The organism is Citrobacter pasteurii (genome assembly GCF_019047765.1).
In the GTDB taxonomy this organism is placed as follows: Bacteria; Pseudomonadota; Gammaproteobacteria; order Enterobacterales; family Enterobacteriaceae; genus Citrobacter; species Citrobacter pasteurii.
This window is the reverse complement of sequence record NZ_CP077263.1, coordinates 48,315-72,922: the sequence shown is the minus strand read 5'-3', so window position 1 is coordinate 72,922 and position 24,608 is coordinate 48,315. Positions and strand designations below refer to the sequence as shown.

Here is a 24,608-nt window from a genome sequence, read left to right as displayed (position 1 = left end):
CCGGAAATGGAAGGCACATGCCGGGAAAAGTGGAACCACGGCCAGCCTCAATCCGTATACACCGGAACTGTATTATCTGACCCGATGGAGTGAAAATATCCGGCTGGCGTACTCAAACACCTGTGACTGGTTTTGTTTTTCCGCTGCGGATATCACTCCCCGGAGATTACGTTTCTGACGCCGCGTCAGTGAGCAACTGGCATGGGTAAAATTGTGGATCGCCAGTTCCTGTACGGAGCAGGTCCGCAGCGCCTGACTAAACAGCCCCATTTTTTCCATTATCAGGTGTTTATCCGGTGAGATGATGGTAATTAACGACTCTATTTTTCGAATTTTATTCCGGATAGTGTCAATTGCAGTCGCTGCGTCGCTGACGTTAGGCGCTTTAACCCAGATAGGTTCATTGTGCGAAAGCCGGTTCCTGTACTCACGCATTTCCACAACCAGATCACGCATTTTCGAACGGGCTGTCTTTTCGTTTGTTGACACGCTGTTGTATGTTCTGAAAACTCTGCCTGTTGAAACTGGCCAGAGGTAATGTTGGTTTTGAGAAGTGCTTGGCGCGGCAAAGTCATTATTCAGTATGAAATGCCATGCACTGAAGTCGGTCGCAGCGATGATTTGATCATGGCTCCACTGAGGCAACGGATGAGTTGGTTTTTTTCTTTTCCGTTGCTTTTTCTTCCATGCTTCATTCAGGTTATCGATGGCCCGGAGAATTTTTCCGTAAAAAGCAGTCTGGGTGATAGGTCTCCCACAGTAGAGACTGGGATTATCCCACCATTTTTCGCCAAAGCGTCTTCTGCCCTCTGCATCGACAGCATTACGCAGCGTAATTTCCAGATTCTGCAGAAGAGGGTATACGGAACCGCTGGCCAGCTGACTCCAGATGTATGTCCCGTACAGCTCGTGATCACCAACAGGTTTGAATGTCACAATGTAGCTACCCAGGCGCGGGGAGGAAATGAGAGGCAGTACGGTATTTACGGGTGTATTCTGTGGCATTGTCAGACCTTACTATTTCATTACTTCCCACAGAACCGGTTGACCTGAGTTCTGTGGGGATGTATCATTTTTGATGAATCCGCCTGCAGCGCTAACTTCCCCTTAACTGGTTCTAGTCGCGTTGCACCACAGGCAAAGCGTTATTGAAAGCCCACCTATGGTGGGCTTTCCTCGTTTCAGAGAGCCTTAGCAGGCAGCAGGGATTTCGCATCTCTGATCTCATTGATCTCCCTGTAATACTCCTCCTGCTCGATAACAAACCAGAGAGAAGTATAAAACTGGGCGATAGTCAGCCCGTCCCGTCCGGCAACTTCGCAGAACAGAGCCATTATCATCGAAATCCCTTTAGGCAGAAACGGAAGCATGCCGTAACGAAGCTGCCGTGCACGAAGCTCGAGATAAGGAATATTGTTCATCATAATACGCTTGAGATCGTCCTCATTATTAAGTTCGAGGATACGACAGTATTCCCGGTTATAGATGGGGACAAGATCGCTTTCAAAGCTCTGCAACGTGATCTCCCGTTCTGTCAGTCGGGCAATCTCCTTGTCCATCAGGGCAACCAGTTCACTGGTGCGCACAAAATTCCCCAGCAGATCGCCGAATGTGGCTGTCAGTAACTCAAGCACCAGATCGTTTTTGGATTTCCCCGACAGGCGGGCCTGTTCGGTAATGGCAGCATCGACATCAGCTGGTATTTTACGCAGCGTCATGACACGATTTGCTTCTTCCAGATACTTATCGACTATTTTTCCCATCAGAATGTCCACTTTTGTCAAACCGATTATTATGACAATCCTTATCTCACATCCGATTAATAGAAGTCAAACTATATTAAATGAGTCAAATTAAATAATTGATGCGAAAGTATCGCAGTGAAGTTACATACATGGCCTGGTTTTCACCGGAGATCCGAAAAAAGGTAAAGTCGGATCCTTACTACTATATGGTTGAAGTTTCCTATCTGAGCGGCGTGATGGAAGTCAGGGGAGAAAGGGAATATACTGATGTAAGAACAAATCTTACATCAATCTATGGAGGCAATATGGCCCGCACGATGACGGTAGACGTAGGTGATGAGCTGCGTGAATTTATCGATTCCCTGGTCAGTGCTGGTGACTACCGTACCCAGAGTGAAGTCATGCGTGATGCACTGCGTTTGCTGCGTGAAAAGCAAGCGGAATCCCACCTGCAAAGGTTGCGCGATGTGCTGGCCGAAGGGATCAGCAGCGGCGATCCAAAGCCGTGGAACAAGGATGCCTTTTTGAAACATGTCAGAGCCAGGGTGGCAGAATGAAAGAAATTGAGCTGACCCCTAAGGCGGAAGAGGATCTTGTTGCTATCTGGGAATACAGCTTCAGACAGTTTGGCGTTGGTCAGGCAGATGAGTATGTCGACCGGATTGCCGCTGTGTTTGATGTGCTGGCCACCCATGATATCGGAACACGGCGTCCGGAGCTGGGCGAGGATATCTGCTCATTACCGGTGGCACAGCATATGATCTATTTTGTGCCATCCGTATCGGTGATCACCATTATCCGTATTCTCAGTCAGACTCAGGATACACCGGGGCACGATCCCTGGAGATAACCGGTACGGCATTTTTTCATGTGCGACGTCAAAGGGAAGTGTGGAAGCAGAACTGAGGTGGCGTTCAGACGCTGGACAGGACAGACAGTATCCTGCGCAGCGCCTGTTCTTCCTCCTGTCACACGCGGGTCACCTTACGGGATAATGCTCGCCTCCCGTCGGCAGAGCGCATCTTTGTGATGGTCAGCATCCGGATAACGCTGATCCACTGAGTATGCCTGAGGCCCTGTCAGGGCCTTAGCGATCCCCGGGTTCCCGCAATGGCTCGCTCGACCAGGGCAACCTGTTCTGCATACTGCCCGGTCTTTTTGATACACCTGATACGGGCTTTAATCTGCGCCACGTCCCCCAGAATGTCGGTCATGCTGGCCAGTTTCAGGGTGCGGTAATGCCCCTGTACTGAACGAGTGCGATGATCCCGCAGCTGCAGAAGCAACTGCAGAAAAGTCTCATCCTCCTGACTCTGAACGGTCACCCATTCCCGGACGGCGTCCAGCCCGCTGATGTCACACCATGCCCAGATATACCTGTTCAGCAGGGGGAACGCCGGCAGCGTATCGGTGATGGCGGCACTGTTCAGCCTGGCCCCCAGCGCGTCCCGAAACGTCTCTAATGTGTCCGGAGCCATCCACTCTTCCTGATCATCTTTTGACACGTCCCCGGCCATCCCGTGTTGCCACAGCAGGTGGCGCACATATTCTGCCATCCAGTACCAGGCCCGGCCGTCCCGGGCCTGCTCTGTCAGGAAGACCCGGGTACCGTTCGTGTTATCCCGTAACAGCCGGAAGATGAGCCGGTCAGCGACGCTGTAGGTGTCGAGATCATGCAGCTCAAACCGCGGATCCTCCGTCTGATAGCGTTTCAGTATTTCATCACCGTAGTCCAGGAAGAACTGCAGCAAACCGCGGCATTCACCGGGAGTCCGTGAGGCGATGAGCGGCACGGTCAGCTGGCTCAGAATGTGCTCAAACCAGGTCCGTGAAGACAGGTTCTGGCGCTGGATATACCCGAACAACAGTTCAGCCAGTTCCCGCTGCTTTCCGGGATGGCCGGCCACTTCGAAGATGTGGTCAAAAATCGCCGGCTGCAGGACGTTCTGCGGGGCGGAGAAGGCGAAATAGTAGCGCCAGTAGGCCTGGCTGCCCAGCCGTTTTCCGGCGGTCAGTATGGCTTTTTCCTGTTCGCTGTCAGTTCTGAACAGATGGATGGCCTGGTCCGTCACCCCGGTGGAGATCCCCGGAACCCACTGACTCAGCGCATCGACGGTATGTGCTTCGCCAGGAAAATACGGCGACAGGTGAGTCCGCAGTTTCTCAGTCAGTACTTCCTGCTCTTGTTCACTGATATGCCCTTCACCCGACGCCACCACCGCCCGTTCAGACAGGTAGGCTTCCACCCAGTCATACAGGCCGGCATTCGTGGTGCGGAGCAACTGCAGGAAGCACAGATCCGGGAAATAGACATAATCCCGCAGACCCGCATAGCGGAAGGCCAGCGCATTAATGACCATCCGGACCTCCCTGGGGGTTTTCAGTGCGGCCCCATAAATGTCGGCGACGCTCGTCAGGGCCGCCTGCACACTGGTCCCTGGCATACGCCCGTTCACCGACGTGTATAACCGGATGGCCTCCTCCAGAAATTGCCGGCGCAGCACAAAGGCCTCCGGTCGCGGCAGCCCGAAGGAAATCTGCACGATTTTCTGCAGATACAGGCTGCCGTCGGCCACGCCCAGCCCCTGGCTGATGGCCTCTGCCAGCACCGCTTTGTCATAGCAGAGCAGGTAGCGGAAGCGGGGAAAATCCGCGACCGACTTCACCAGGCGGATCACCTCCACGGCCTGGGCCGGCTCAAGACGATCGAGATCGTCCAGCAGGATAATGAAGCTCAGATCCAGTTCTGCGATTTTCTCTGCAATGCCGGCACGCATTTCTGCCGTGGTTTTTTCTTTTTCTTTCAGCCAGTCCGAATCGGCCACGGCTTTCAGGCCACCGCTGGCATCGGGGATACCGGGAACCACGGCGGCCAGCTGCGCGAGCGGCGCCAGCCGCCGGGCCGTGGCCCGGGTATAGTCCATGAGCGTACGGGCGGTGCCGGTCAGCGCGTTTTTCTCTTTGAGGTTCGCCCGTTCTACGGCCGAAAGCCGGCTTTCTTCTTCCCGGGCAATGATGCCGGCGACCGGCAGCAGGAGTGACGCCACCAGTGGCGTATCGCTGCCGTCAAGCCAGGGGGAGATGCTCAGCACATACGTCCGGTCTTCTTTCTGTGCCTCCAGTGCAATACGCAGCAGATTCAGGAGGCTGGTTTTCCCCGTTCCCCAGGCGCCTTCGATACCGATCACGGCACTGCCCTCCCGGCCGATCCCCTGAATGGCACGGGCTAACTCGGTGGCAATGTGCGTGAACCCATAGCAGTCTTCTTCCGCTGTGCTGACGGCCCGATCGGGGTGCTTTCCGCATGGTTGTTGTTCTGCTGTCTGGCTCATGGTTACAAATCTCCGTACAGGCCGCGCAGGCCATTCAGCGCATCAGCCAGCATCCCTTCACTGCAGCGGGTAACCAGCTCACGGACCAGCGTGTCGAAGTCCTCCGGTGGCAGGAAGATCCGCAGCCCATCGAGGCCAAAAAAGCCGTCCTTTGAGGCATTGCCCGGCGGTGAGAACATCACGTGCTCGCCGTGATGGCCATGCGCGAGTGCGTCCGGATGGCGGGCATACAGGGTGAACAGGCCCAGCAGCTCCGAGAAATGAGTCCAGCCGAACGGCACGACAAAATCCTGACCGGTGATCAGCAGGTGCAGGCGCGGAACCTCATACCAGCCGCCGGGCCGTGACGCTATCGCCTGTCCGTCCACCTGAATATCGAACCGCAGCGTGCCTGCCTCTATTGTCTCCCGGACTGCCGGGATCACGGGGCGGGTGGCCTCCGCCAGCTGGCGTGCATCCGCCTCACTCCAGGGTTCACCCCGCAGCGCCAGCGGGAACAGCGCCTGCAGGCGTGGCAGGGTGAAGATCTGCGCCAGGGCCTCATCCGGGAAGGTGCGCAGATCGAAGCACTGTGACGCCAGCGGGCGCAGCAGCCGTTCGGCATAGCCCTGGTCGATGATCGGGCGCTGGCGCAGCGTCGCGAGAAAGTCCGCGTATTCGGTGGCTGGCGCCGTTCCCTGCAGGTGAAAAATGCCCTGCAGGTACGGCAGATCGATAGGTATCCCCTGCTCCGCCTGCCAGGCCAGCAGTTCCCCGGTGATGTCGAGCAGCATCTGCAGGGCCGGGCGGGTGACCAGCCGGTTGCGGCCGTGGACACAGCCTTCCTGGGCCAGTCCGAGCAGCAGCCGCAGTTCGTCACGGGTGACCGGCGCCAGGCCGAAGGTCTGGCCGAGCATAATTTTGCGGTACATCCCGCGGATGGCTTCATCGCGATCGGCGAGCAGCGCCAGATAGCTGTCCTCCGGGGCGGCGGTTTTCAGCGCGCTGTCGAGAAAACGTTCTGCGAGGGCGTTCACCGAGGTGTTTTCGTGGCCGGCACGCATTTTCAGTGCCTCGATGAGTTTTTTGTGAAAGCGCAGGGTCAGCTGGCTCAGCATGGTCGCTCCTGTCATCGGTGGTGTTTGAGGTGAGGTAAGTGGCATGAATGAATTAGCTCTATCTGAGTTAATCACCATTATTTCATTCAGTCAATTTAATGACATGATGTCATTTATCATCATGTGATTCCGCACGACGCTTCTTTTTTCTGCTGAGATCCGAAAAATACCAGAAAAGGATCTTCACGCCACCTCCGACGCGCTGCGGCCTGAAAACACAAGATATGCCACTCTATCAGCTGGGTTCTCATCTATATGTTGTGCTTATCCGCTTCCCCGTGACCGCACGAACACCACCGGGAAGGACACTTTGCTTATTCCCTCACCGTGGTACACTTCCGGAAAGTTGTTATACGCCAGAAAATCGGATCATCTGAAAACCGCCGCCCGGTAATTTAATAGAGTGTTTATATGTCTGCTTATTATTTCAGTATGTGAAATTCATTTTTGTGAAAGTCACTTTCTCAACAGAGTGGCACTCATCTGGCGATGATTGAGGTGTGGTAAAATTGCACGGCTAACTATTCAACTGAGGAAAGGACATGTTTACTGCATTCAATGAGAGAAATGATTTCAGTTATGCTTTTGAAAAAATCCGTAATGCGATTTCCGCGCCAGGAGAAAATAATGTTTATGCTGCAACAGAATTAGGTCTTGGCATTCTGCTCCGTAAATACGAGCAGTTTCGCCGGGAGCTGGATGCGGCCGGTGAGCTGGGAAACTGGGAATATGATCTCGATACCTACAATCACTGTATTGCGGTGCTACAACGTTACTTCACCGGTAATCCATCCGGACTGACAGAACGTGATGCCCGGATTTACAGTCATTACCTGCAGACTGAGCACAAAGGGTTTGTGAAGCTGGCTGAAGAACTGGCTGCTGACCGCTGAATACATACAGTAGGCGGGATTTCCGGATAAGGTACCGAACCGGGGCTGTTAAAAGATTCTGGAGCTGAAATGAAAAAGGGAAAAACGTTAGAACCGGGGCTGCTGGCCAGCGACAGCGACTGGCACAATAATGCCTGCCTGAATTACATGTCGGATCATGGTACAGCTTATACCGAAGGTTACAGGCGAGCTGCTGATATTCTGATTAACCACATTGATGAATCCGGGCGGGACCAGGATTTTCTGGTTTATCCGGTGTTGTTTCTCTACCGACATCACTTGGAGCTCCTTATCAAACAAATTATCGGACTGGCCCTTGCACTGGCAGAAGACCCGGATAAACACCAGTACAAAAAAGATGACCATAACCTGAATAATCTATGGCCGCTGGCACAAAAACTGATCCTAGAAGTTGATGACAGCTACCGGCCTTCCGATTTTAAAATCGTCAAAGAGGTGGTTAAAGCTCTTCACCAAGCGGATGAACGGGCGACAGATTTCCGATATGCCAGGAGAAATGACGGCACCCGGAGCCTTGAAGGAATTCATTACGTCAACACCCGCCGCTTTGGGGAAAAAATGGGAGAGGCTTCCGATTTACTTGACGGGGTCGACAACGGCCTCCGGTACCTGCTGGACTGTAAGGCCGAATGGAATCAAATTCTGGACAGCTTCTGACAGCCAGAAACGGCGCGAAAAATCCATCAGACTTACCTGAACAACTAATGATACTGAGATACCGATCATGACTGGCCTCATACCTTCAGTTACTTCTCAGGGCTCAATGGCCGCCCTGCCTGTGACCATCGACTATCCCGCAGCACTGGCCTTACGGCAGATGGCGCTCGTTCAGGACGAACTGCCGAAATACCTGCTGGCGCCGGAAGTGAGCGCCCTGCTCCACTATGTGCCCGATCTGCACCGTAAGATGCTGCTGGCCACCCTCTGGAATACGGGCGCCCGCGTTAACGAGGCACTGGCGCTTACTCGAGGGGATTTTTCGCTGGCGCCGCCGTATCCGTTTGTGCAGCTGGCCACGCTGAAACAGCGCGCGGAAAAAGCAGCCCGGACCGCCGGACGCGCGCCCGCCGGTATCCAGGCACATCGTCTGGTTCCGCTATCCGATCACCAGTACGTCAGCCAGCTGCAGATGATGGTGGCCACGCTGAAAATTCCACTGGAGCGGCGCAACAAACGCACCGGGCGAACGGAGAAGGCGCGTATCTGGGAGATCACCGACCGCACGGTTCGCACCTGGCTGAATGAAGCGGTAGATACCGCGGCGGCCGACGGCGTGACGTTCTCGGTACCGGTGACGCCGCACACGTTCCGCCACTCTTACGCCATGCATATGCTGTATGCCGGCATTCCACTGAAGGTGCTGCAGGCGCTGATGGGCCACAAGTCGATCAGCTCGACGGAGGTCTATACGAAGGTGTTTGCGCTCGATGTCGCGGCGCGTCACCGGGTGCAGTTTCAGATGCCCGAAGCGGATGCGGTGGCCATGCTGAAAGGACGGGGTTGAGATTAAATCAGCCTATAATTTTAGCTTTCTGTCAACCCGAATAAATACGATCTGCATAAATGCTTCTCTGGACATTTTTTCCGATAGTGCCGGAATGTCCAGGGTAAATAGCATTTCTTCGTATGTCTGTTGTTTAGCGTAGACGGCAATCCGATTATGTTCTGTTTTAATGGACGGAATCACCGGAACGTCCAATGTGGCAAAAAGGAAGGTAAAAAAGCAGTGTAATGCATATTTGCATTATTTTTGTTGCGTGTAATGCAAATATGCATTATGGTTGATATGTAATCACCTCAAGGAGCGGAACGATGGCGACCATTAATGCACGTATTGACGATGATATAAAGAACCAGGCTGATGAAGTACTGAAGCTGCTGAATATCAGCCAAACTCAGGCTATTGCGGCTTTTTATCAGTATCTTGCTGAGCAGAAGAAACTGCCGTTTGTGATCACCTCCATTGTAAAAACGCCGCATGATTTGTTACGTGAAAGTTCAGATATGTTAGCTGAAGCTCTCGCAGTGATCTCTAATTTACAGGTATGGACTGAACAGCCGGACGGGATTGAAAAGGTCAAACTGAAGGAATATTACCGCCGCCTCGATGCACTGTACCGTTGTGCCAAAGAGAAAATCAGCCTTCTTTCTAATAATCGGGATGCTGAACTGGCGCTGAATGCCTTTAATAAAGCTATGAGTATTCTTGTTGATTCTCAAAATTTCGGGTATGGCTATGAGAAAGTAACGTTTTCTACGCTAGAACAAACGAGTTTTGTATTTGCTGTCCAGGAATTTGGGGATAAAGTGGCTCATGTAGTTCACTCAACCAAGAAATGAAAGTGGTTGAATAAATACAAATACTGCTCAAACAGCCGCGAAAGCGGCTTTTTTTGTGAGCTAGACAGAATTACCTTTATGTCTAACTGCGCGGGGAATTAAACGGGGGGCGCAAAAAAGCCGCTGGCGCAGCCTGATGAAGCTATCAAGAAAGTTAAAGATTCCGGCGGCGTAGCTCTGCGTTGATAGCTTCAAGTTGGCGGGTATTAATCCTGATCCACTCGTTACTGGTCATCCCCCCGCGTGCAAACACACGTTCGCGCCATTCGGGGCTTTCCCATTTGGCAACCCTTTGTACATTCTCTATGCCGAAATAGGACAGCGGGAAAATGCGGAAATAGCGAGTCCATACCACATAAGCAGCAGGAACGGCGGCAATGGTCAGAGCGATTAGGATTTCCATACAGTAAATATACCAGGCCAGATCTTGCACAGCCAGCAGAACTGGACGGAATTACCTTTATGTCTAACTGCGTGTGGAATTAAAGGTGTCATAACAGTAGAAAGGCCGCTGCTGCGGCCAGTCGGTTTTGGATTGAAAAAAAGACTTCCATTCAATCATCTAAGCCACTAAAGTTTAAGTCACTAAGATAGTTTCGTATATCAATCTGTGATTCTTTACAGTAGTTTTTTAGCAATAACCATATATTTAGATCGTAATCGTTATGATCAAGGCAGTTTGTATATACAAGCCTATCCACTTCATAATCTACGTGTATGTTAACCTCAGAGATGAGCATGAGATTCTTAGCTATAATTTCATTAAAAGAGTTGTGAATATCGCTATCATCTGTTTCACGACCAAATGCTCTACATACCTCAGTTACATCAACATATAATGAATCATTATCTATACGGTAAAGACTGTACGGGTGATTTGATCTTGCTATTCCACAAGCAAATACTTTCCTTGAGTACGGAGTTAATGATAAATACTTGGCAATAGATGAATTAAAAGCATTTACGGCATCATTCATTTCATCTTCAGCCATTTTATAATTCTCTGGAAAAACAGTTTTGTACAGATTTTTTAGATTTGATACTTTTTTGAACGAGCTATCTATGGTGTAATCCTTCAAGCTTAATAATATTTTGTTGGCAATTAAATCATCGGAGAAGATTTTTTCATGTTCTTCTTTCATCTTTTTTAAGGATAGAACATCATATTTTACTGTATCATTTGTTTCAATATGATGCGGGTAACATAGTAACATTAAGTTATCAAAGCTGCGCCTATCCTCGTTCGACATCTTGTCATTAAATCGCTCCCCACCCGTATTGGCTGCTTCAATATGACAAACCTGGCCCACAAAATTGCCGGAGGGATCTATCATTGACTGACCGCATCCAGGGAAGCAACATAAATTACCAGATAGAGAAAACAATCTCCTTAGAACTTCCGGAAGTGGTTTTAATCTTTTTACTTCATCTTTCATACGAATAACTCCTAAAAAGGCCTCTCAAATGGCCTAACCGTTTATCGATCAAATTCTGCTCTAGGCCACATATAGTTAATAATAACAAAAAGAACTGGACGGAATAACCTGAGTGTCCAGGTTCGAGGGGAATGCAGAACTGACCGGGCTACGCTCCGGTCGGAACGGAAGTTTTAGATCATGCTATTACAGTAAGTTATAAGTGCCGAGACAGATAAGGGTACAGTTCCGTCTTTCATTGGTATGGAAGGAATGAATTTTTGCTTTCTAGCAGCTTCTGCTTTAGCTACATTTTGTTGCTTGCTGATCGGGCTATATGTTTTTTGGTTGGCTAATTTTGTGAAACTCTTAAGCCATTTTTCATACTCAGAACCAACGGCACCAATCATTTTTTTTAGCTTGGGTTCTGTTGCCTTATCAAAAAGTTTTTTCATTTTATTCATATGCTGACGAGTTGTTTTCTCTTCATTCAGCGCATCAAGTACTTCCTGATACATATAATAATCCTTAGTTCTATAGTTACTTTTCAGCAAACTCTACCACTTCCAGTGGTAATTTGTAGAGGTGCCGGTGAGTTTCGTAACGGGTGGTCATCAGCCAACTGTTCTCCGACTTCCTGATACTTGATGGATGATGAGAATGCAGTGTGCTATGTGAATTTTGCGATTCAGGCAGGGGAAACGGGTGAAAGAATTTGCGAGAGAACGGACAGAAGAAAGGCCGTTTTAGCGGCCTTCTGAGACTATAATGTAAAATAGATTTTATTATTTCATACTTCATACTTCATACTTCATACTTCATACCTCACACCTAATATCTTTAAGTTGTGAAGTATGATTTGCTACTTTTCACCAGTCTTCTGTAGATAAAGGTCCAGAGCTTCTCTGAAGATAGCGCTTACGTTTTTAGGGTCCTTACCACTACGCTTGTTTCGTAATGCGATGTCTTCAACTTTTACTAGCATTGATTCAGCCAGAGAGATTGTTGTGCGAACCTGTTTTTCAGGCTCTGGTTTTTCAGGTGCGCCATAAGGTTTATCGGCAAGACGCTGCGCAAGGGCTTCAGCTTGTTCTGCTGTTACATCTGAGCGGTTTGATGCCTGTTGGCTCGGCCTTTTAACCATTATCCGAATACCTCTTTCATTAATTGCTTAATTTCTGCTTTAGCAGCTTCATTATTTGTCTCTACGACACCTGTTCCGTTGCTCATGCAATCGCGATAGACCTTACGGAAACAGATTACTGTTTGCAGCGCTTCAATAGTTGGAAACTCTTCGAGGTACTCCAGAAACTCCTTCCGCTCGTTTCCTCTCAGAACTGGATTTGTTGTCGCCATACTTTGTAAGCAATAGACTTTCAGTTCAGGGTTGAGGTCACGCATTGCTTCTATCTGTTGAGCAAGTTCCGTCAAAGTATCGAGGTCGGGTTGTGAGCATTGCAATGGTGCAATGATCTGATGAGCGACTACACCGCTAGTAATGAATTCTCTCGAGTTTCGCCCAGCCACATCCACGATTACGTGATCATACTTTTCGTCTAATGCTCGAAGGGTTTGCGTCAGGTTATCGAATTTTTCGATGAGCGTGAATGTTGGCTCCACCCCTGTTGCTTCACGTTCAGCATGGTGCTTAGCGGCCGTACGCTGTAAGTCCCCATTTAACAGACATACATCATGGCCTTCATGTGTAAGCGCAATAGCCAAGTTTGAAGCTGTAGTTGTTTTGCCTGAACCGCCTTTGTTTCCACCTACGACAGTAATCATTGCTGCCTCATAAATATGATGTGTGAAGTATGATTTATTCTGGCACATGCAGGGTTAGAGTCAATCTGCAAATGAAAAAGTATGAAGTATGACGTGTGAAGTGTGAGGTGTGATTTATTTTTTAATAAATCACAAATGTTACTTGTGTTTTAATATTTCATAATTATGATTTAATACTCAATCTGAGTGTTTAGGCGCTCAGGCTTAACAGTCTTTCTCAATTTGAGTATCAAGGGGTTCAGTATGAAGGTGTATTGCGATGATGGTTCTACAGCCGTAAAGATTGCTTGGTTTGATGGTAAGAAATTACATAAGTCATTGTCATCAAACTCTTTTAAATCTGGATGGAAGGTTGAGGGGATGGGTAACCGCCAGACCTTTAACTATGAACTGGACGGCAAGAAGTATACATATGACGAAGTCAGCAATGAATCTATCCTTACTACTCATATTGAGTATCAGTACACAGATGTGAATGTCCTGGCTGTTCACCATGCTCTTCTTAATAGTGGTTTGAAACTGCAGCCTGTATCTCTGACAGTGACTCTACCTATCAGTGAGTTCTACACCAAAGAGTGCCAGAAGAACGAACTGAACATTCAGCGCAAGATCGACAACCTGATGCGCCCGGTCAAGCTGAATAAGGGGGAGGTTTTTACCATCGAACATGTTGAAGTTATGCCTGAGTCTTTGCCTGCCGTATTTGCTCGTCTGGTTAAAGATAATGTGGGGCAGTATGAAAAGTCTCTGGTGATTGACCTCGGCGGCACGACTCTTGACGTTGGTGTAATCGTTGGCCAGTTTGACTCCGTTAGCGCTATTCACGGAAATTCCGAGATAGGTGTGTCGCTGGTGACGAACGCTGCGCTCACGGCTTTGAAGATGGCATCCAGTAACACAAGTGCCATGGTTGCAGATGAGCTTATCAAACAACGTAAGAACCCAGACTTTGTTCGTCAGGTTATTAATGATGAGAGCAAGACAGCCCTGGTGCTGGATACCATCGAAAGTGCAATCGCCACGCTGGGGGCACAGGTTGTTGATGATCTGGCTGGCTTCAGAGACGTTAACCGCGTCTATATCGTTGGTGGTGGAGCTCCGTTGATCGAAGACGCAGTTAAATCTGCATGGCATCATCTGGGCTCGAAGGTTGTCATGATGGACTCTCCGCAAACATCGCTTGTAGAAGCTATCGCAGCATTCAAGGGGGAGTAGTGCCGTGAGCGAGGAACGGAAGAAGTTTACTGTTTATCTTCATCCGGATCAGGCGGCGGACAGCGTGTCTTTAGACATTATTGAGTCCGTCCCTCGGAACGACAGGGGAGAGTTGTACCGTAAAGCGCTTATCTCCGGTTTAGCGCTTCACCAACTCGACCCGCGGCTTCCTGGTTTACTAGCGCTGTTGCTGGATAAGGACTTCACTGCGGATAGTCTGGTTGGCTTACTCAGCCAGACAACGGGATGGAAACCATCCCAGGCCAACATTCGTGATGTGCTTGCAGAGCTGGGGGCAGGGCAGTTTACTCCTGCAATCGAACCTGAGGTTGTTGAGGATGATGAGCAACGGCGACTGGAAGAGGCTCGAACCAAAATGAAGCGCATCTTTTGATACTCAAATTGAGGCACACGGTATATCGCTCCATCTGGTCGTGTATGCCGGTGACAGCATTTCTCTTTTCATCTGCCAGTCTGGTGCTATTCCGCGCCCAGCAAACCATACCTTCCCGAGTCCTGAGTGGTTGATGCCATCCAGGACTTTCATCAGTTGCTCGCTTCGTTCCTGCGGCTTAACGTCATCGAAAAGATTTAACTGTGCTACCCCCGTAGGGGTGAAGTCATTCAGCATTACTCCAGCCTTTGCATATCGATGCCCGTCGAGCCAGATACAGTCTAGGGCTTTTACTGAGGCATTTATGATGTCCCGGGTGTCGCGTGTAGGCACGAGAAGCTTTTCACTGGCCACGTTGCCGTAATACGCTTCGTTGACTGCGAAAGGGGAGGTTTTGATAAAGACCGATATGTGTCGGCAGAACTGATGTTCTCCCCGCAGTTTTTCAGCCGCGCGTTCGGCGTACTGGCAGATAGCCTGTCGCAACGCTTCGTAAGTCGTGATGCGCTCCCCGAATGATCGGCTGCAGACAATCTGCTGCTTCGCGGGCGGTGCCTCTTCAAGAGATATACAGGACTCACCGTTCAGCTCGCGTACGGTCCGCTCCAGCACCACGGTAAAGTTCTTGCGTACAAAGGCAGGGGGCATGCGCGCCAGCTGCAGCGCAGTCGTCACGCCGTATGTATTCAGCTTTTTGCCTATACGGCGACCAACCCCCCAGATTTCCTCCACTGGCTGCAGTGAGAGCAGTTTCTCCGTTCTACGGATATTGCCAGTAGTCAGGGCCAGCACGCCCCCAAATTGCGGCCACTCCTTAGTGGCCCATTGTGCTGATTTTGCTAAAGTTTTTGTCGGCCCCATCCCGACACCAATTGTCAGTCCGGTACCTCTTAGGACGTGCTCGTGCAGCTGCCGTCCGAAATCTTCAAAGTCAGTACATCCATCGATGCCGCAAATATCCAGGAACATCTCGTCAATGCTATACTGCTCAACACGGGGCGCCAGTTCTTCCAAATGTGCCATGACGCGGTTGCTCAGGCTCGCGTACAGCTCATAATTACTGGAATACGTAAGGACTTTTTCCGGGAATTGCATTGCCTTCAGCTGGAACCAGGGGATCCCCATTTTGATTCCAAGCCGCTTCGCTTCCTTCGATCTGGCTATAACACAACCATCATTATTGCTAAGAACGACCACTGGTTTATCACGTAAGTCAGGGCGAAAGACCTTCTCACAACTCGCATAGAAGCTGTTCACATCTGCCAGGGCGAACATCAGTCATGTCCCCTGGTTTTGTGTACAAAGGCAGTTACGACACCGAAGATTTGCAGGTTCTCCGGGTCTGGCCATAGAGTAGGGTAAGCTGGATTCATAGCCTGCAGCCCAGGCCGTGGCCTCAACAGCAACCTCTTAACGGTGAACTCTCCCTCTATTTCAGCTATCACGATGTCTCCGTGCTGTGCCTGCTCGGCTTTATCCACGATCATCAAATCACCAGAATGTAGCCCGATGTCGGTCATCGAGTTGCCGATAGCTCGCACAAAATAGGTTGAGTTGGGCCGTGATATGCAGTACTGGTTCAGGTCGAGTTCGGCCTCCACGTAATCCTGGGCCGGGGAGGGGAACCCGGCCTGGCAGCGATCGCTATAAAGGGGGATGGGCGTCAACTCCGGATTGCTTTCAGCACGTATGAACTCAAACATAGTTACCTCAAATAATACTGTTCATATATACAGTATTATTATCTTATTTAGGACACTTTCAAGTATTGTTTTTTTGCTGCCTTTAACCCTCTGTAGTTCCTGGAGAAACTCCATTGGCGATGTGGTACCTCGCTCTCGTTGAACGCTGGGGCTACTTATCCACAGAAACGGGGGATAACGATGTGGGTATATTCAATGAAGTCACTCTGCCGCTCTATTGCTGTCAGATTATCTCCAGCCATCCATCCACTGCCGGTATTGAACCGGCCGCGTCTGGTTATCCCATGCTCAGGCATCGGTGCGCCGTGCCTCTACTCTAGCCCGAACGCTGCAAATACAAGGTAGGCTTCGCCGCCAGCGGCTCCCGTTCGCAATGTCTAAACGATTAATCGTCGTTCTTCCCGTCGTTTTGCCGCTCAATTTTCGCGGCAAAACCGTCCAGACCGCCTCTGCTTTTCACTACGAACGGCCTTGCTGGCGCCCTTGTATTCTCCGCTCGAAGTCGGGCTGTCGTGTCGGCACGGCGCAGATGGGTGCCGGTTTAAGGAGAGAACTATGTTTAAGGTGACGTGTATTACGCTGGATGATGGCCAGCATGCGGTGTTTCTCAATGGTCACTGTCTGGCCAGTGACGATGTAAGTGGCCATAAGTTTTCCCTGGGGGATATCCTTGAGCGTCTATCCCGGTTGCCGGGTGTTCAGATCGAAATGGTGAAATGGCCAGTCCCGGCAGGTGACTGGGAGTGGTTTGATGTAGCCAATGCGGTTTTTCCTGCATCAGGTCTGTGGCGCCGCGAAATGACGGTATCGGGGATGATTGCCCGATTGCAGCAACACCCTATGGATGCACTTTGTACAGGGACTTTCTGGCTGGCAGATGATTTCCTTTCGCTCGATGACTCGCTGGACAATGAGACTATTGAAGCTGCGATGTCACTCGCTGATGAATGCCATGATGCCAGTATTGGTTTCAACTGGGATCACCTGCAGTGGGCGATTGATGAGGCAAAAAAATAATGAATACATGGTTGATTGGTGTCGCTATCGAAGTTTGTGACCTTGAATTTCCGGCATATTTCCTGATCCAGGCGGAGTGTCTGGAGCAGGCGGAAGCCGGGGTTGTTTACATGGGAAGTACCTGGTGGCAGGAATGTCTGGAAGATAGCGATGGATGCCGTTGGGATTACCGTTCCGGAAAGGCTGTCTGGTTTAACAGCATCACGCTGCTCTATGATGCAGAAAGTTCTATTCTGCGGGGACTAAAATTTCTGGATACCTGGGTTGTTACTGGCGATCAGATAAATCTTCGCGTCCAGAACCAGTTCAATGAACACTGGGAAGAATTCACCCGATAAATAATGCCGGGCTGCACTGTCAGCCCGCCAAATCAGCCAGAAGGATGTCGTGGACTCCGCTTTTTATGCCACGCCGGTGGCGCGGCCGGGTGTCAACGCCGTGCCTCAACTTTAGCCCGAACGCTGCAAATACAAGGTAGGCTTCGCCGCCAGCGGCTCCCGTTCGCAATGTCTAAACGATTAATCGTCGTTCTTCCCGTCGTTTTGCCGCTCAATTTTCGCGGCAAAACCGTCCAGACCGCCTCTGCTTTTCACTACGAACGGCCTTGCTGGCGCCCTTGTATTTTCCGCTCGAAGTCGGGCTGTCGTATCGGCACGGCGAAGCAATCGCCGCATCAAGACAAGGAGAATACTATGACCACCGCTTATCGCTTTATGCACCGCCACACCCGTAACACACTGGTTGCCCGTGGCTGGCCAGCCAGCATGGATATTGATACAAGCCTGAATTATTCCCGTGGAGAAGGAGTGGCTTTCTATGGACAACTGACGGCGTCCGACCTGCAGCGCCTGTTGCCTGAAATTACGCTGCGTGGCCTGATGCCTGATAACGCATTTAACGAATTGCTGCCGCTGGTTAGCGGGACCGATCTAATCGTTCGTCTTTACCGGAACTCGCTGGGGCATCGCAAAGCCCATGCTGGCACTATTTCGCTGGAATACGATAACTGTCCTGCCGGAATGTCTGTAAAGCAGATCCTGTGCCTCCTGAAAGCCCTGCGAGACGAAATTAATCACGTCTGCAGTTGTGTTGCCGCTGCAGGATATCGACTTACTGAAGCACTCCGTCCTGCTGCTGACCCACTGGTGTTTACCCGACGGACGCGCAATTTCACGCTCTCAGTCATCGAAGTTGAAGCCGGAAACGAAGATCCCGAGTGGGATAACGAAACCCTTGATGCGCGCCTGAAATCTGTACTCGACGGTCAGGAAACCTTTCGTCGCCTACAGATCCGCCTTGAATGTCACGGTCGTGTGGTTGGTGTGACGTACGTGCCGTTCGCGTTGCGTCACCCAGATAGCCCATCCCGTTTCTGGTTTGAACGTCGCTGGTTACGGGATGTTGTCTGCGAGGCCAGAGTGGAAATTGACGCAATGATGCGGTCTTTCTCCGGTATTCGAATTGCTGCATGACCAACGGGCGGGGCTGGTTGCCCCGCAGTCCGGTATCGGAATTGGATGTCGCACGCTCCTCTATACAGGCGCGACCTCCACGTTGTTACGGACGCGCGGTGGAGGGAAGTTTGTGCGGTCTGCGGCTAACGCCGTGCCTTCACTTTAGCCCGAACGCTACAAATGCAAGGGAGGCTTCGCCGCCAGCTGCTCCCGCTCGCAGTTTTTTTGATGATTTATCATCGTTCTTCCCGTTGGTTTTCCGCTCAATATTCGCGGAAAACCCGTCCAGAACGCCTCTGCTTTTAATCTGCGACCGGCCTTGCTGACGCCCTTGCATTCTCCGCTCGAAGTCGGGCTGTCGTGTCGGCACGGCGTAAGCCGGTACTCAGATAACCTGGACTACGGAGGGAACACCCATGAACACTATCACCACCACCACCCCAGCGGTCTACGTTGGCACTTATCACAAATACAACTGTGGTAGCCTGGCCGGAAAGTGGCTTGATTTGACCGATTTCGACGAGAAAGAAGACTTTCTTGAAGCATGCCACGCGCTGCACGCGAACGAGCATGACCCGGAACTGATGTTTCAGGATATTGAAGGTATTCCGTCTCAATTTTGTTCTGAAAGCTCTGTGGACTGGGATTTCATCGATGCCTACAAGCAAGCGAAGGATGAGGGAAAGGACGCGGCATTTATCGCTTGGGCTGAATATAGCGGGGAATGCGATTTTGACGCGTTCGAGGATGCCTACCATGGTGAGGCCGTGAGCGAGGAGGATTTTGCTGTGGACTATGTCAACGATAACGGCCTGCTGTCTGCGATTCCTGAGAGTCTGCGAACCTACTTTGATTATGACTCATTTGCCCGTGATCTGTTTATCGACTCTTTTAACTTTATTGATGGCTATGTTTTCCGCAGTTAATCCAGATAAGGCAGGGGAAACCCTGCCGGAAAAAGGCTCTCTATGAAAATGACACCTGAAACACGCAAAATCCTGAAACATTACAAAAATCTGGTAAACGAACGCCGTCGGGAAGTGGGGCTCTCACCCTATACGACCCCAAGGCTCCTTGACGATATTTGTGAATTGCTGACTCGTCGCGAGCAACTTTTCCTTGGCGGCCTGTTTATTCAGCAGAAGGTAGATTAGTTATCAGAGGCGGCCGATGTGCCGCCTGTTCGCGCGCGAAAAAACCTTGTCATCCCTTCGGGCTGACGGCCGGGGAAAGCGCCTCCGGCGCATTCCCTCCGCCGGTATAGCCGATGATAAATATTTTCATCAATCTGCTTTTCCTGCAGCCGTGTCTGAAACACGCTGGTTTGCGTGGGCGTGGGCGTGGGCGTGGGCGTGGGCGTGGGCGTGGGCGTGGGCGTGGGCGTGGGCGTGGGCGTGGGCGGTGTGGCCATAACCAGAGCGATAAAAATATTGCCTTTTGGATCCTTTTCGGCCGCCGGCAGATTGATCCGGGCGACTTCCCTTCGGGAACCGGGGCTGTCATGCTTCGCACCGAGCCAGCTGCGCTGTCTCTGCCCGGCCCTTCGGGCAGCGGGTTTCCATCCCAGGCTGTCGCAGGGGCAGCTTGCAGCATCCGTAAACGGATGCGCCGCCAGGTCGCGCCGTTCCTGCGCTCGATGCACCCCGTTTCGGGGTGTAAGGGGCAACGTTGTTAACGTTGCCTGCTCTCTCCCTCCACTTCCTCTGCGTTCATTCCCTGCTGAGTGCCTTTCCGGTCGCTGATACCGCCACAACCCGTCTTGCTGTCCAGGGCCGACGATGTCTTTCGCAGCAAATTTATTCAGGACGAGCCGGAATAAATTTCCCGCTCACCCCGGACATCTTCACCGGGCCGTGCCCGTTACGCTCTCGCGGAAAGGTCCTCCGCAGTGTGTGAAAACACCAGAAAGAGGACGGCAGGAGAGGCTTTGCCTCTGAAAACCAGACCAGAGGGGTTTTGTGATGTGCAAATCGTTGAAGGATTTTCTGAATCAGCCTGAGTCATTACGGCAGCCTACGGCTGAGGATCATGCGCTGGCGGCGCTGCTGAATGGCGAAGTCGTCAATGCTCCTGCGCCACTGCTTCCGTTGGGCGCTTTTACACGCGAAGACGCGAAAAAAGTGTCTGCGTATTACTCCAATGTGACGTTAGAAAACGATCAGTCATCGCATTTTCAGTTAGTTATGCGTGACGAACATGAGCAGTTGATTGAACGGGTCTGGAATTTCCAGCCGGATGCCGGACAGGTACTGAACGGCTACCTGAAAACCCACGGCAGAGCAGTACAGCAGTAAACGAAAGGTGTTCTGCGGAGATGCACCTCCGCAGAACGCGACAATCATTAAAATGGAGGAAATAACGATGTCAGTAGCAAATGTTAAAGCAAAATCAGCCAAAAAGGCCAACCCGAAGAATAAAGTTATCAGCGCAGAACTGAAAAATGCGCTTGATTCCGCTGTTATCACATACGTTCCGCTGTCCGATCTTATTAAATCTCCGCTGAACGTGCGTACCATCCCTTACACCGCTGACAGTGTTAAACGTCTGGCTAACTCGATTGAAAACCTCGGGCTTCTGCATAACCTCGTGGTTCACATGCTGCCGGAGGGCAAATCCGGAGTTGCTGCAGGTGGTAGACGTCTTACCGCACTGAATCTGTTGTGCGAGACGGGACGTATTGGTGCCGATTATCAGGTTCCGGTTAAGTGTGTCAGTGACGAGTTTGCTGTTGAAGCGTCTTACGCTGAGAACAATGAACTGGAGGCTATGCACCCTGCCGAGCAAATTATGGCCTTTGGTAAGCTGGCGGCGCAGGGCAAAACCGCTGCGCAGATTGGTGATGGTCTGGGCTATGGTTCCCGCCATGTTCAGCGCATGTTGAAACTGGCAAACCTTGCCCCAGCACTGCTGGATAAGCTGGCACAGGATGAAATCACTGTTGAGCAGTGTCAGGCTCTGTGCCTCGAATCCAGTCAGGAACGTCAGGTTCAGGTGTTTGACAGCGTCTACGCGCAGTGGGGATCTGTTCAGGCTCATTTACTTAAACGTGCGATCACAGAAACCGAAATTTCTGTTACCAGTTCAGCCTTTCTCTTTGTGGGTCGTGAAGCATATGAAACCGCTGGCGGTGTGGTTCGTGAAGATTTGTTTTCCAAGGAAGAGGGGGCTGGAACGGCTGACAGCGTATTGGTTCAGCGCCTTGTACAGGAAAAACTGGACACGATTGCACTGCAACACGAACTGAGCGAGGGCTGGTCGTGGAGTATGGGTCGTCCGGAAACGGTAGGTCGTTATGGTCAGGACGGGCAAGACTACCTGCTGCTGGAAAAACCAGAAACCGTCTATACCGATGAAGAACAGGCGCGTCTGGATGAACTGAAAGAGAAATTTAATACGTTTGACAGTGCCTGTGATGAAGCTGACGAGCTTGATGCCGAAATCTGTCGTATGCAGGAAGAAGCAGGACAACGTGCCTGGACGGATGGGATGAAAGCCTCTGCGGGTGTTGTGGTCAGCTACCAGTATGGCGAACTGGTCATTCAGCGCGGTGTCTGCCGTATTGCAGACCTTCCGACAAAAGAGAACGGAGAAACGGAAAGTGGGGAGGATCCTGTACCTGCGGTGACTTCGATCAAAAAAGATATCACCGAAGGGGTTACCGCGCCGCAACTGCTGAAAATGTCGTCTGAAAGGACGCTTGCTGTTCAGGCAGCGTTGATGAACCAGCCAACCAAAGCCGTGGCGCTGCTGGCATGGCGTATGTGTGCTGAGGTCTTTACGGGGCGTGGAGAGCAGGATAATCCATTTGGTGTTCGCGTGACTGTAGGTCATTACTCACAGACCATGAATGCGCCGTCGGGCAAGGAGGGTAAAGCATATACCGCAATCCGGACCGAAGGTGAGCGTCTTGAGGCGCTGTTGCCAGAGGGCTGGCGACAGGATTTAACCTCGTTCTTCTCGCTGGATGGTGGTGTGCTCATGTCTCTTATGGCGTTTTGTACGGCCTGTTCCGTTGACGGTGTTCAGACTCGCGATAACGGTCATACCTCCCCAAGCAAACTTGACGCGCTGGAGACTGCGATCGATTTCAACTTACGCGACTGGTGGCATCCAACCAAAGACGGATATTTCAAAGGCGTTAAGCATGACCAGATTGTCGAATCCCTGAAAGAGGCTGGAATGGAAGGGGCTGCGTCCGATGCGGCGAAGATGAAGAAGGGCGATGCTGCCGAGCTTGCCGAGGATCGTCTGAAAGACAGTTGCTGGGTTCCTGCGTGGTTATGCGCTCCACAGCCGAAAGCGATTAAAGAAAACCAGACTGAAACTGACCACTCGGCATTAGCCGCCTGATATGGAGAGCCGCCCCGATGGGGCGGCAATAAGGAGATACCCTATGAGTATTCATCATTCTCGTCTTGCCACGATGACCGCTGAAGAGTTTGAAGCCCATCGAGCAGCGGGTTTTCAGTATCGCAGTGAACTCATTAATGCCGTCATGAATGCCTTCGCGCTTCCTGACAAATGGGACATGAACGGAGAATTCCGCAGTGAGTTCGGCGGCTTGTTTCCGGTTCAGGTTCGCTTTACCCCTGAACATGGCCGCTTTGAAGTGGTGGTATGCAGCCCTGGTGAAATCAGTGATTACTGGCTTGTACTGATTTCCATGTCTCAGGGAGAGCGTCTGGCCTGTGTTCACCAGTCCTCGTTCTTCGATGCCAGTGAAATCAGCCGCATTTTGTTTCAGATCAGTGGACTTCACTGGGATGGATACGGACTATGCGACATCATGTCGATTCTGAAAGAGGAGATACCAGTATGAGCATTCCACGCCATCTCTCTCTTGTGACGCAACTGCCAGAACGTGAAGCTGCACTCCGTGCGATTATGCACGTTGAGGAAACAACCCAGAAGGACAGGCGGTTCGGTAATCCGCCGCACCCTTATGCCCGGGCCTTTTTCCGGTTCCTGTGTGGGAGCAGCAAAATTAGCGGTCGCGCCATTAACCAGGTACGCGGCGTATACTGGTACAAGGACGACAAAGTCCCGCTCGCTCAGTATGAGGAAGCATTTGATACTCTTATTCGCTCGCGGGGTCGGCATTGTTATTCGCCGCTTGATACCTCGATGGTGACATCGCTGTTTCCGGAGCAGGCATTCAGTGTAGGGGAGCGTCAGGCAAGTCGTTACCAGCGTGAAGATGAGCTATACAGTCGTCAGGAGGCACGCCGCGACAGAGACCGGGAAGAGAAGTATAACAACCTGACCGGGCAGGCCGAAATCGACCTGGCATTTCACACACCGGAGACTATCCGCACCTGGTATGCCCACTGGTCACAACAGGATATCCGGGACTACGATCTTGAAAAAATGCTGTGGGCGTGGACAGAACGTTGCCCGTCACTGGCAGATCTGGTTCGCGGGTATAACCTGTCGGCGCTGGAGGTTGTGCTGGATGTTCACGACGTGGCGGCGGTCAGTTCGCCAGAAGAACGCGAGCTTGAGCGCTGGATGGTACCGAACAAGATCACCCTCCGGGAGGTCTGGCCGTGAGAAAACGAAACCCATTCCGTGAGGAACTGAAACTCGCACGCAGTCAGCGTAAGAAGCTGCAGACCATCGTCGACAAACTGAATGATATGTCTGCCGAATGGGCCGACTGGCATGGCGGACTGGAGACAGATCTTTATCTGTTGGCTGAGGCGGTATACCCGCAACTTGCCGTGCTGGATGAGCAGATTACTGAGTGGGCCAGAGGGGAGGGCGATCCCCGGGAAGACGGATAAGCAGGATAAATTAAGACAGTTAGCTGCCATACTCCTGGGCAGAAAGAGGGATGAACGGTATAATGGCGGTGGCGCTTGAGGCTTTTTGCCTCAGGATGTTCCGGTGGTTTGTACCTGTGTCGTGAGGCAGAAAGACAAAAGCCCCAGTTAATTTTCATTAACCGAGGCCCCTGCATGAATCGACACCATCAGGATAGCCTCTTAGATGCCGTAAGGCAAGGAGAAGAAGGCCATGAAACTGCCGCGAAGTCCCGTTATCTGGTGTGTGCTGATAGTGTGTTTAACACTGCTGGCATTCACATACCTGACCCGAAAATCGCTTTGCGAAATCAGGCTGAAGGACGGAGAACGGGAGGTCGCTGCAATACTGGCTTACGAATCCGCTAAGTAGCTAACCCCGGCGGGGGGAAACCCCCG

At 51.3% G+C, this 24,608-nt stretch carries 30 protein-coding genes and 2 pseudogenes; 21 read left to right on the top strand and 11 right to left on the bottom strand.

The window, feature by feature from the left end; genetic code table 11:
- Positions 1 to 72 precede the first annotated feature (72 nt).
- Positions 73 to 1,005, bottom strand: a complete 933-nt coding sequence (locus I6L54_RS24055; protein WP_040231314.1) for an Abi family protein — start codon at positions 1,003 to 1,005, stop codon at positions 73 to 75.
- Between the two features lie 176 nt (positions 1,006 to 1,181).
- Entirely contained in the window at positions 1,182 to 1,763 is a 582-nt protein-coding gene (locus I6L54_RS24050) for a hypothetical protein (RefSeq protein ID WP_040231345.1), read from the bottom strand.
- A 287-nt stretch (positions 1,764 to 2,050) separates the two neighbouring features.
- Between I6L54_RS24050 and I6L54_RS24045 the strand changes: the two genes are divergently transcribed.
- Both I6L54_RS24045 and I6L54_RS24040 read left to right on the top strand, forming a co-directional pair.
- A complete protein-coding gene (locus tag I6L54_RS24045; protein ID WP_040231313.1) occupies positions 2,051 to 2,302 on the top strand; it encodes a type II toxin-antitoxin system ParD family antitoxin in 252 nt (83 codons plus the stop codon).
- Positions 2,299 to 2,595: a type II toxin-antitoxin system RelE/ParE family toxin gene (locus I6L54_RS24040; protein WP_040231311.1), complete on the top strand. Its 297-nt coding sequence runs from the start codon at positions 2,299 to 2,301 to the stop codon at positions 2,593 to 2,595. Before I6L54_RS24045 ends, I6L54_RS24040 begins: the two co-directional genes overlap by 4 nt.
- A 229-nt stretch (positions 2,596 to 2,824) precedes the next feature.
- On the opposite strand, the gene I6L54_RS24035 is transcribed toward I6L54_RS24040, so the two are convergent.
- Complete coding sequence (locus I6L54_RS24035; protein ID WP_082031730.1) at positions 2,825 to 5,077, bottom strand: KAP family P-loop NTPase fold protein; 2,253 nt, start codon at positions 5,075 to 5,077, stop codon at positions 2,825 to 2,827.
- 2 nt (positions 5,078 to 5,079) lie between these two features.
- A complete protein-coding gene (locus I6L54_RS24030; protein WP_040231310.1) occupies positions 5,080 to 6,174 on the bottom strand; it encodes a hypothetical protein in 1,095 nt (364 codons plus the stop codon).
- Between the two features lie 542 nt (positions 6,175 to 6,716).
- On the opposite strand from I6L54_RS24030, the gene I6L54_RS24025 reads away from it, so the two are divergent.
- From I6L54_RS24025 to I6L54_RS24010, 4 genes and pseudogenes are all read left to right on the top strand, one after another.
- On the top strand, positions 6,717 to 7,067 hold the full coding sequence (locus tag I6L54_RS24025; protein ID WP_000493379.1) for a hypothetical protein: 351 nt from the start codon (positions 6,717 to 6,719) through the stop codon (positions 7,065 to 7,067).
- Between the two features lie 69 nt (positions 7,068 to 7,136).
- On the top strand, positions 7,137 to 7,745 hold the full coding sequence (locus I6L54_RS24020) for a hypothetical protein (protein WP_040231309.1): 609 nt from the start codon (positions 7,137 to 7,139) through the stop codon (positions 7,743 to 7,745).
- A 67-nt stretch (positions 7,746 to 7,812) separates the two neighbouring features.
- Complete coding sequence (locus I6L54_RS24015; RefSeq protein ID WP_040231308.1) at positions 7,813 to 8,592, top strand: site-specific integrase; 780 nt, start codon at positions 7,813 to 7,815, stop codon at positions 8,590 to 8,592.
- Positions 8,593 to 8,900: 308 nt separating this feature from the next.
- Positions 8,901 to 9,260: pseudogene (locus tag I6L54_RS24010) on the top strand (type II toxin-antitoxin system RelB/DinJ family antitoxin); the annotation flags it as partial.
- Positions 9,261 to 9,582: 322 nt separating this feature from the next.
- On the opposite strand, the gene I6L54_RS24005 reads toward I6L54_RS24010, so the two are convergent.
- The 5 genes from I6L54_RS24005 to I6L54_RS23985 form a co-directional block, all read right to left on the bottom strand.
- Complete coding sequence (locus I6L54_RS24005) at positions 9,583 to 9,831, bottom strand: hypothetical protein (RefSeq protein WP_040231305.1); 249 nt, start codon at positions 9,829 to 9,831, stop codon at positions 9,583 to 9,585.
- A 151-nt stretch (positions 9,832 to 9,982) separates the two neighbouring features.
- Positions 9,983 to 10,864 carry an MCP four helix bundle domain-containing protein gene (locus I6L54_RS24000; protein ID WP_137378362.1) on the bottom strand — a complete coding sequence of 294 codons (882 nt, stop codon included), beginning with the start codon at positions 10,862 to 10,864 and terminating at the stop codon, positions 9,983 to 9,985.
- A 173-nt stretch (positions 10,865 to 11,037) separates the two neighbouring features.
- Positions 11,038 to 11,361 (bottom strand): hypothetical protein, encoded by a 324-nt coding sequence (locus I6L54_RS23995; RefSeq protein ID WP_040231304.1) that lies wholly within the window; start codon positions 11,359 to 11,361, stop codon positions 11,038 to 11,040.
- 344 nt (positions 11,362 to 11,705) lie between these two features.
- Entirely contained in the window at positions 11,706 to 11,987 is a 282-nt protein-coding gene (locus I6L54_RS23990; RefSeq protein ID WP_040231301.1) for a hypothetical protein, read from the bottom strand.
- On the bottom strand, positions 11,987 to 12,625 hold the full coding sequence (locus I6L54_RS23985; protein WP_040231299.1) for an AAA family ATPase: 639 nt from the start codon (positions 12,623 to 12,625) through the stop codon (positions 11,987 to 11,989). Before I6L54_RS23985 ends, I6L54_RS23990 begins: the two co-directional genes overlap by 1 nt.
- 243 nt (positions 12,626 to 12,868) lie before the next feature.
- Between I6L54_RS23985 and parM the strand changes: the two genes are divergently transcribed.
- Positions 12,869 to 13,840, top strand: a complete 972-nt coding sequence (parM, locus tag I6L54_RS23980; RefSeq protein WP_040231298.1) for a plasmid segregation protein ParM domain-containing protein — start codon at positions 12,869 to 12,871, stop codon at positions 13,838 to 13,840.
- A 64-nt stretch (positions 13,841 to 13,904) separates the two neighbouring features.
- Positions 13,905 to 14,234 carry a plasmid partitioning/stability family protein gene (locus tag I6L54_RS23975; RefSeq protein WP_245163433.1) on the top strand — a complete coding sequence of 110 codons (330 nt, stop codon included), beginning with the start codon at positions 13,905 to 13,907 and terminating at the stop codon, positions 14,232 to 14,234.
- 3 nt (positions 14,235 to 14,237) lie between these two features.
- Here I6L54_RS23975 and I6L54_RS23970 read toward each other — a convergent pair whose 3' ends face one another.
- Positions 14,238 to 15,509, bottom strand: a complete 1,272-nt coding sequence (locus I6L54_RS23970; RefSeq protein ID WP_040231295.1) for a Y-family DNA polymerase — start codon at positions 15,507 to 15,509, stop codon at positions 14,238 to 14,240.
- Entirely contained in the window at positions 15,509 to 15,937 is a 429-nt protein-coding gene (gene umuD, locus I6L54_RS23965; RefSeq protein ID WP_040231294.1) for a translesion error-prone DNA polymerase V autoproteolytic subunit, read from the bottom strand. Before umuD ends, I6L54_RS23970 begins: the two co-directional genes overlap by 1 nt.
- A gap of 555 nt (positions 15,938 to 16,492) precedes the next feature.
- Here umuD and I6L54_RS23960 point away from each other — a divergent pair.
- The 13 genes and pseudogenes from I6L54_RS23960 to I6L54_RS23905 all read left to right on the top strand — a co-directional run bounded on the left by I6L54_RS23960 (position 16,493) and on the right by I6L54_RS23905 (position 24,582).
- Positions 16,493 to 16,954 carry a hypothetical protein gene (locus tag I6L54_RS23960; protein ID WP_137378475.1) on the top strand — a complete coding sequence of 154 codons (462 nt, stop codon included), beginning with the start codon at positions 16,493 to 16,495 and terminating at the stop codon, positions 16,952 to 16,954.
- Entirely contained in the window at positions 16,954 to 17,292 is a 339-nt protein-coding gene (locus tag I6L54_RS23955; protein ID WP_040231292.1) for a hypothetical protein, read from the top strand. The genes I6L54_RS23960 and I6L54_RS23955 overlap by 1 nt, the downstream gene beginning before the upstream one ends.
- Positions 17,293 to 17,646: 354 nt before the next feature.
- Positions 17,647 to 18,426 carry a YubG family protein gene (locus I6L54_RS23950; protein ID WP_040231290.1) on the top strand — a complete coding sequence of 260 codons (780 nt, stop codon included), beginning with the start codon at positions 17,647 to 17,649 and terminating at the stop codon, positions 18,424 to 18,426.
- 398 nt (positions 18,427 to 18,824) lie between these two features.
- A complete protein-coding gene (locus I6L54_RS23945) occupies positions 18,825 to 19,334 on the top strand; it encodes an antirestriction protein ArdA (protein ID WP_040231287.1) in 510 nt (169 codons plus the stop codon).
- 42 nt (positions 19,335 to 19,376) lie between these two features.
- Positions 19,377 to 19,562, top strand: a complete 186-nt coding sequence (locus tag I6L54_RS23940; RefSeq protein ID WP_040231286.1) for a hypothetical protein — start codon at positions 19,377 to 19,379, stop codon at positions 19,560 to 19,562.
- A gap of 113 nt (positions 19,563 to 19,675) precedes the next feature.
- Positions 19,676 to 20,083, top strand: coding sequence for a hypothetical protein (locus I6L54_RS23935; RefSeq protein WP_217124644.1), 408 nt, complete (start codon positions 19,676 to 19,678; stop codon positions 20,081 to 20,083).
- A 286-nt stretch (positions 20,084 to 20,369) separates the two neighbouring features.
- Positions 20,370 to 20,702, top strand: coding sequence for a DUF905 family protein (locus I6L54_RS23930; RefSeq protein ID WP_082031727.1), 333 nt, complete (start codon positions 20,370 to 20,372; stop codon positions 20,700 to 20,702).
- Between the two features lie 67 nt (positions 20,703 to 20,769).
- Positions 20,770 to 22,758, top strand: coding sequence for a ParB/RepB/Spo0J family partition protein (locus tag I6L54_RS23925; RefSeq protein ID WP_040231241.1), 1,989 nt, complete (start codon positions 20,770 to 20,772; stop codon positions 22,756 to 22,758).
- Positions 22,759 to 22,801: 43 nt separating this feature from the next.
- Positions 22,802 to 23,227 carry a conjugation system SOS inhibitor PsiB gene (gene psiB, locus I6L54_RS23920; protein WP_040231237.1) on the top strand — a complete coding sequence of 142 codons (426 nt, stop codon included), beginning with the start codon at positions 22,802 to 22,804 and terminating at the stop codon, positions 23,225 to 23,227.
- Complete coding sequence (locus I6L54_RS23915; protein WP_040231236.1) at positions 23,224 to 23,958, top strand: plasmid SOS inhibition protein A; 735 nt, start codon at positions 23,224 to 23,226, stop codon at positions 23,956 to 23,958. The genes psiB and I6L54_RS23915 overlap by 4 nt, the downstream gene beginning before the upstream one ends.
- Positions 23,955 to 24,191 (top strand): hypothetical protein, encoded by a 237-nt coding sequence (locus tag I6L54_RS23910; RefSeq protein WP_040231234.1) that lies wholly within the window; start codon positions 23,955 to 23,957, stop codon positions 24,189 to 24,191. The genes I6L54_RS23915 and I6L54_RS23910 overlap by 4 nt, the downstream gene beginning before the upstream one ends.
- 174 nt (positions 24,192 to 24,365) lie before the next feature.
- Positions 24,366 to 24,515, top strand: a pseudogene (locus I6L54_RS24445) (DUF5431 family protein); the annotation flags it as partial.
- Positions 24,457 to 24,582, top strand: coding sequence for a type I toxin-antitoxin system Hok family toxin (locus tag I6L54_RS23905; RefSeq protein ID WP_228719026.1), 126 nt, complete (start codon positions 24,457 to 24,459; stop codon positions 24,580 to 24,582). The pseudogene I6L54_RS24445 and the gene I6L54_RS23905, both read left to right, overlap by 59 nt.
- Positions 24,583 to 24,608: the final 26 nt, after the last annotated feature.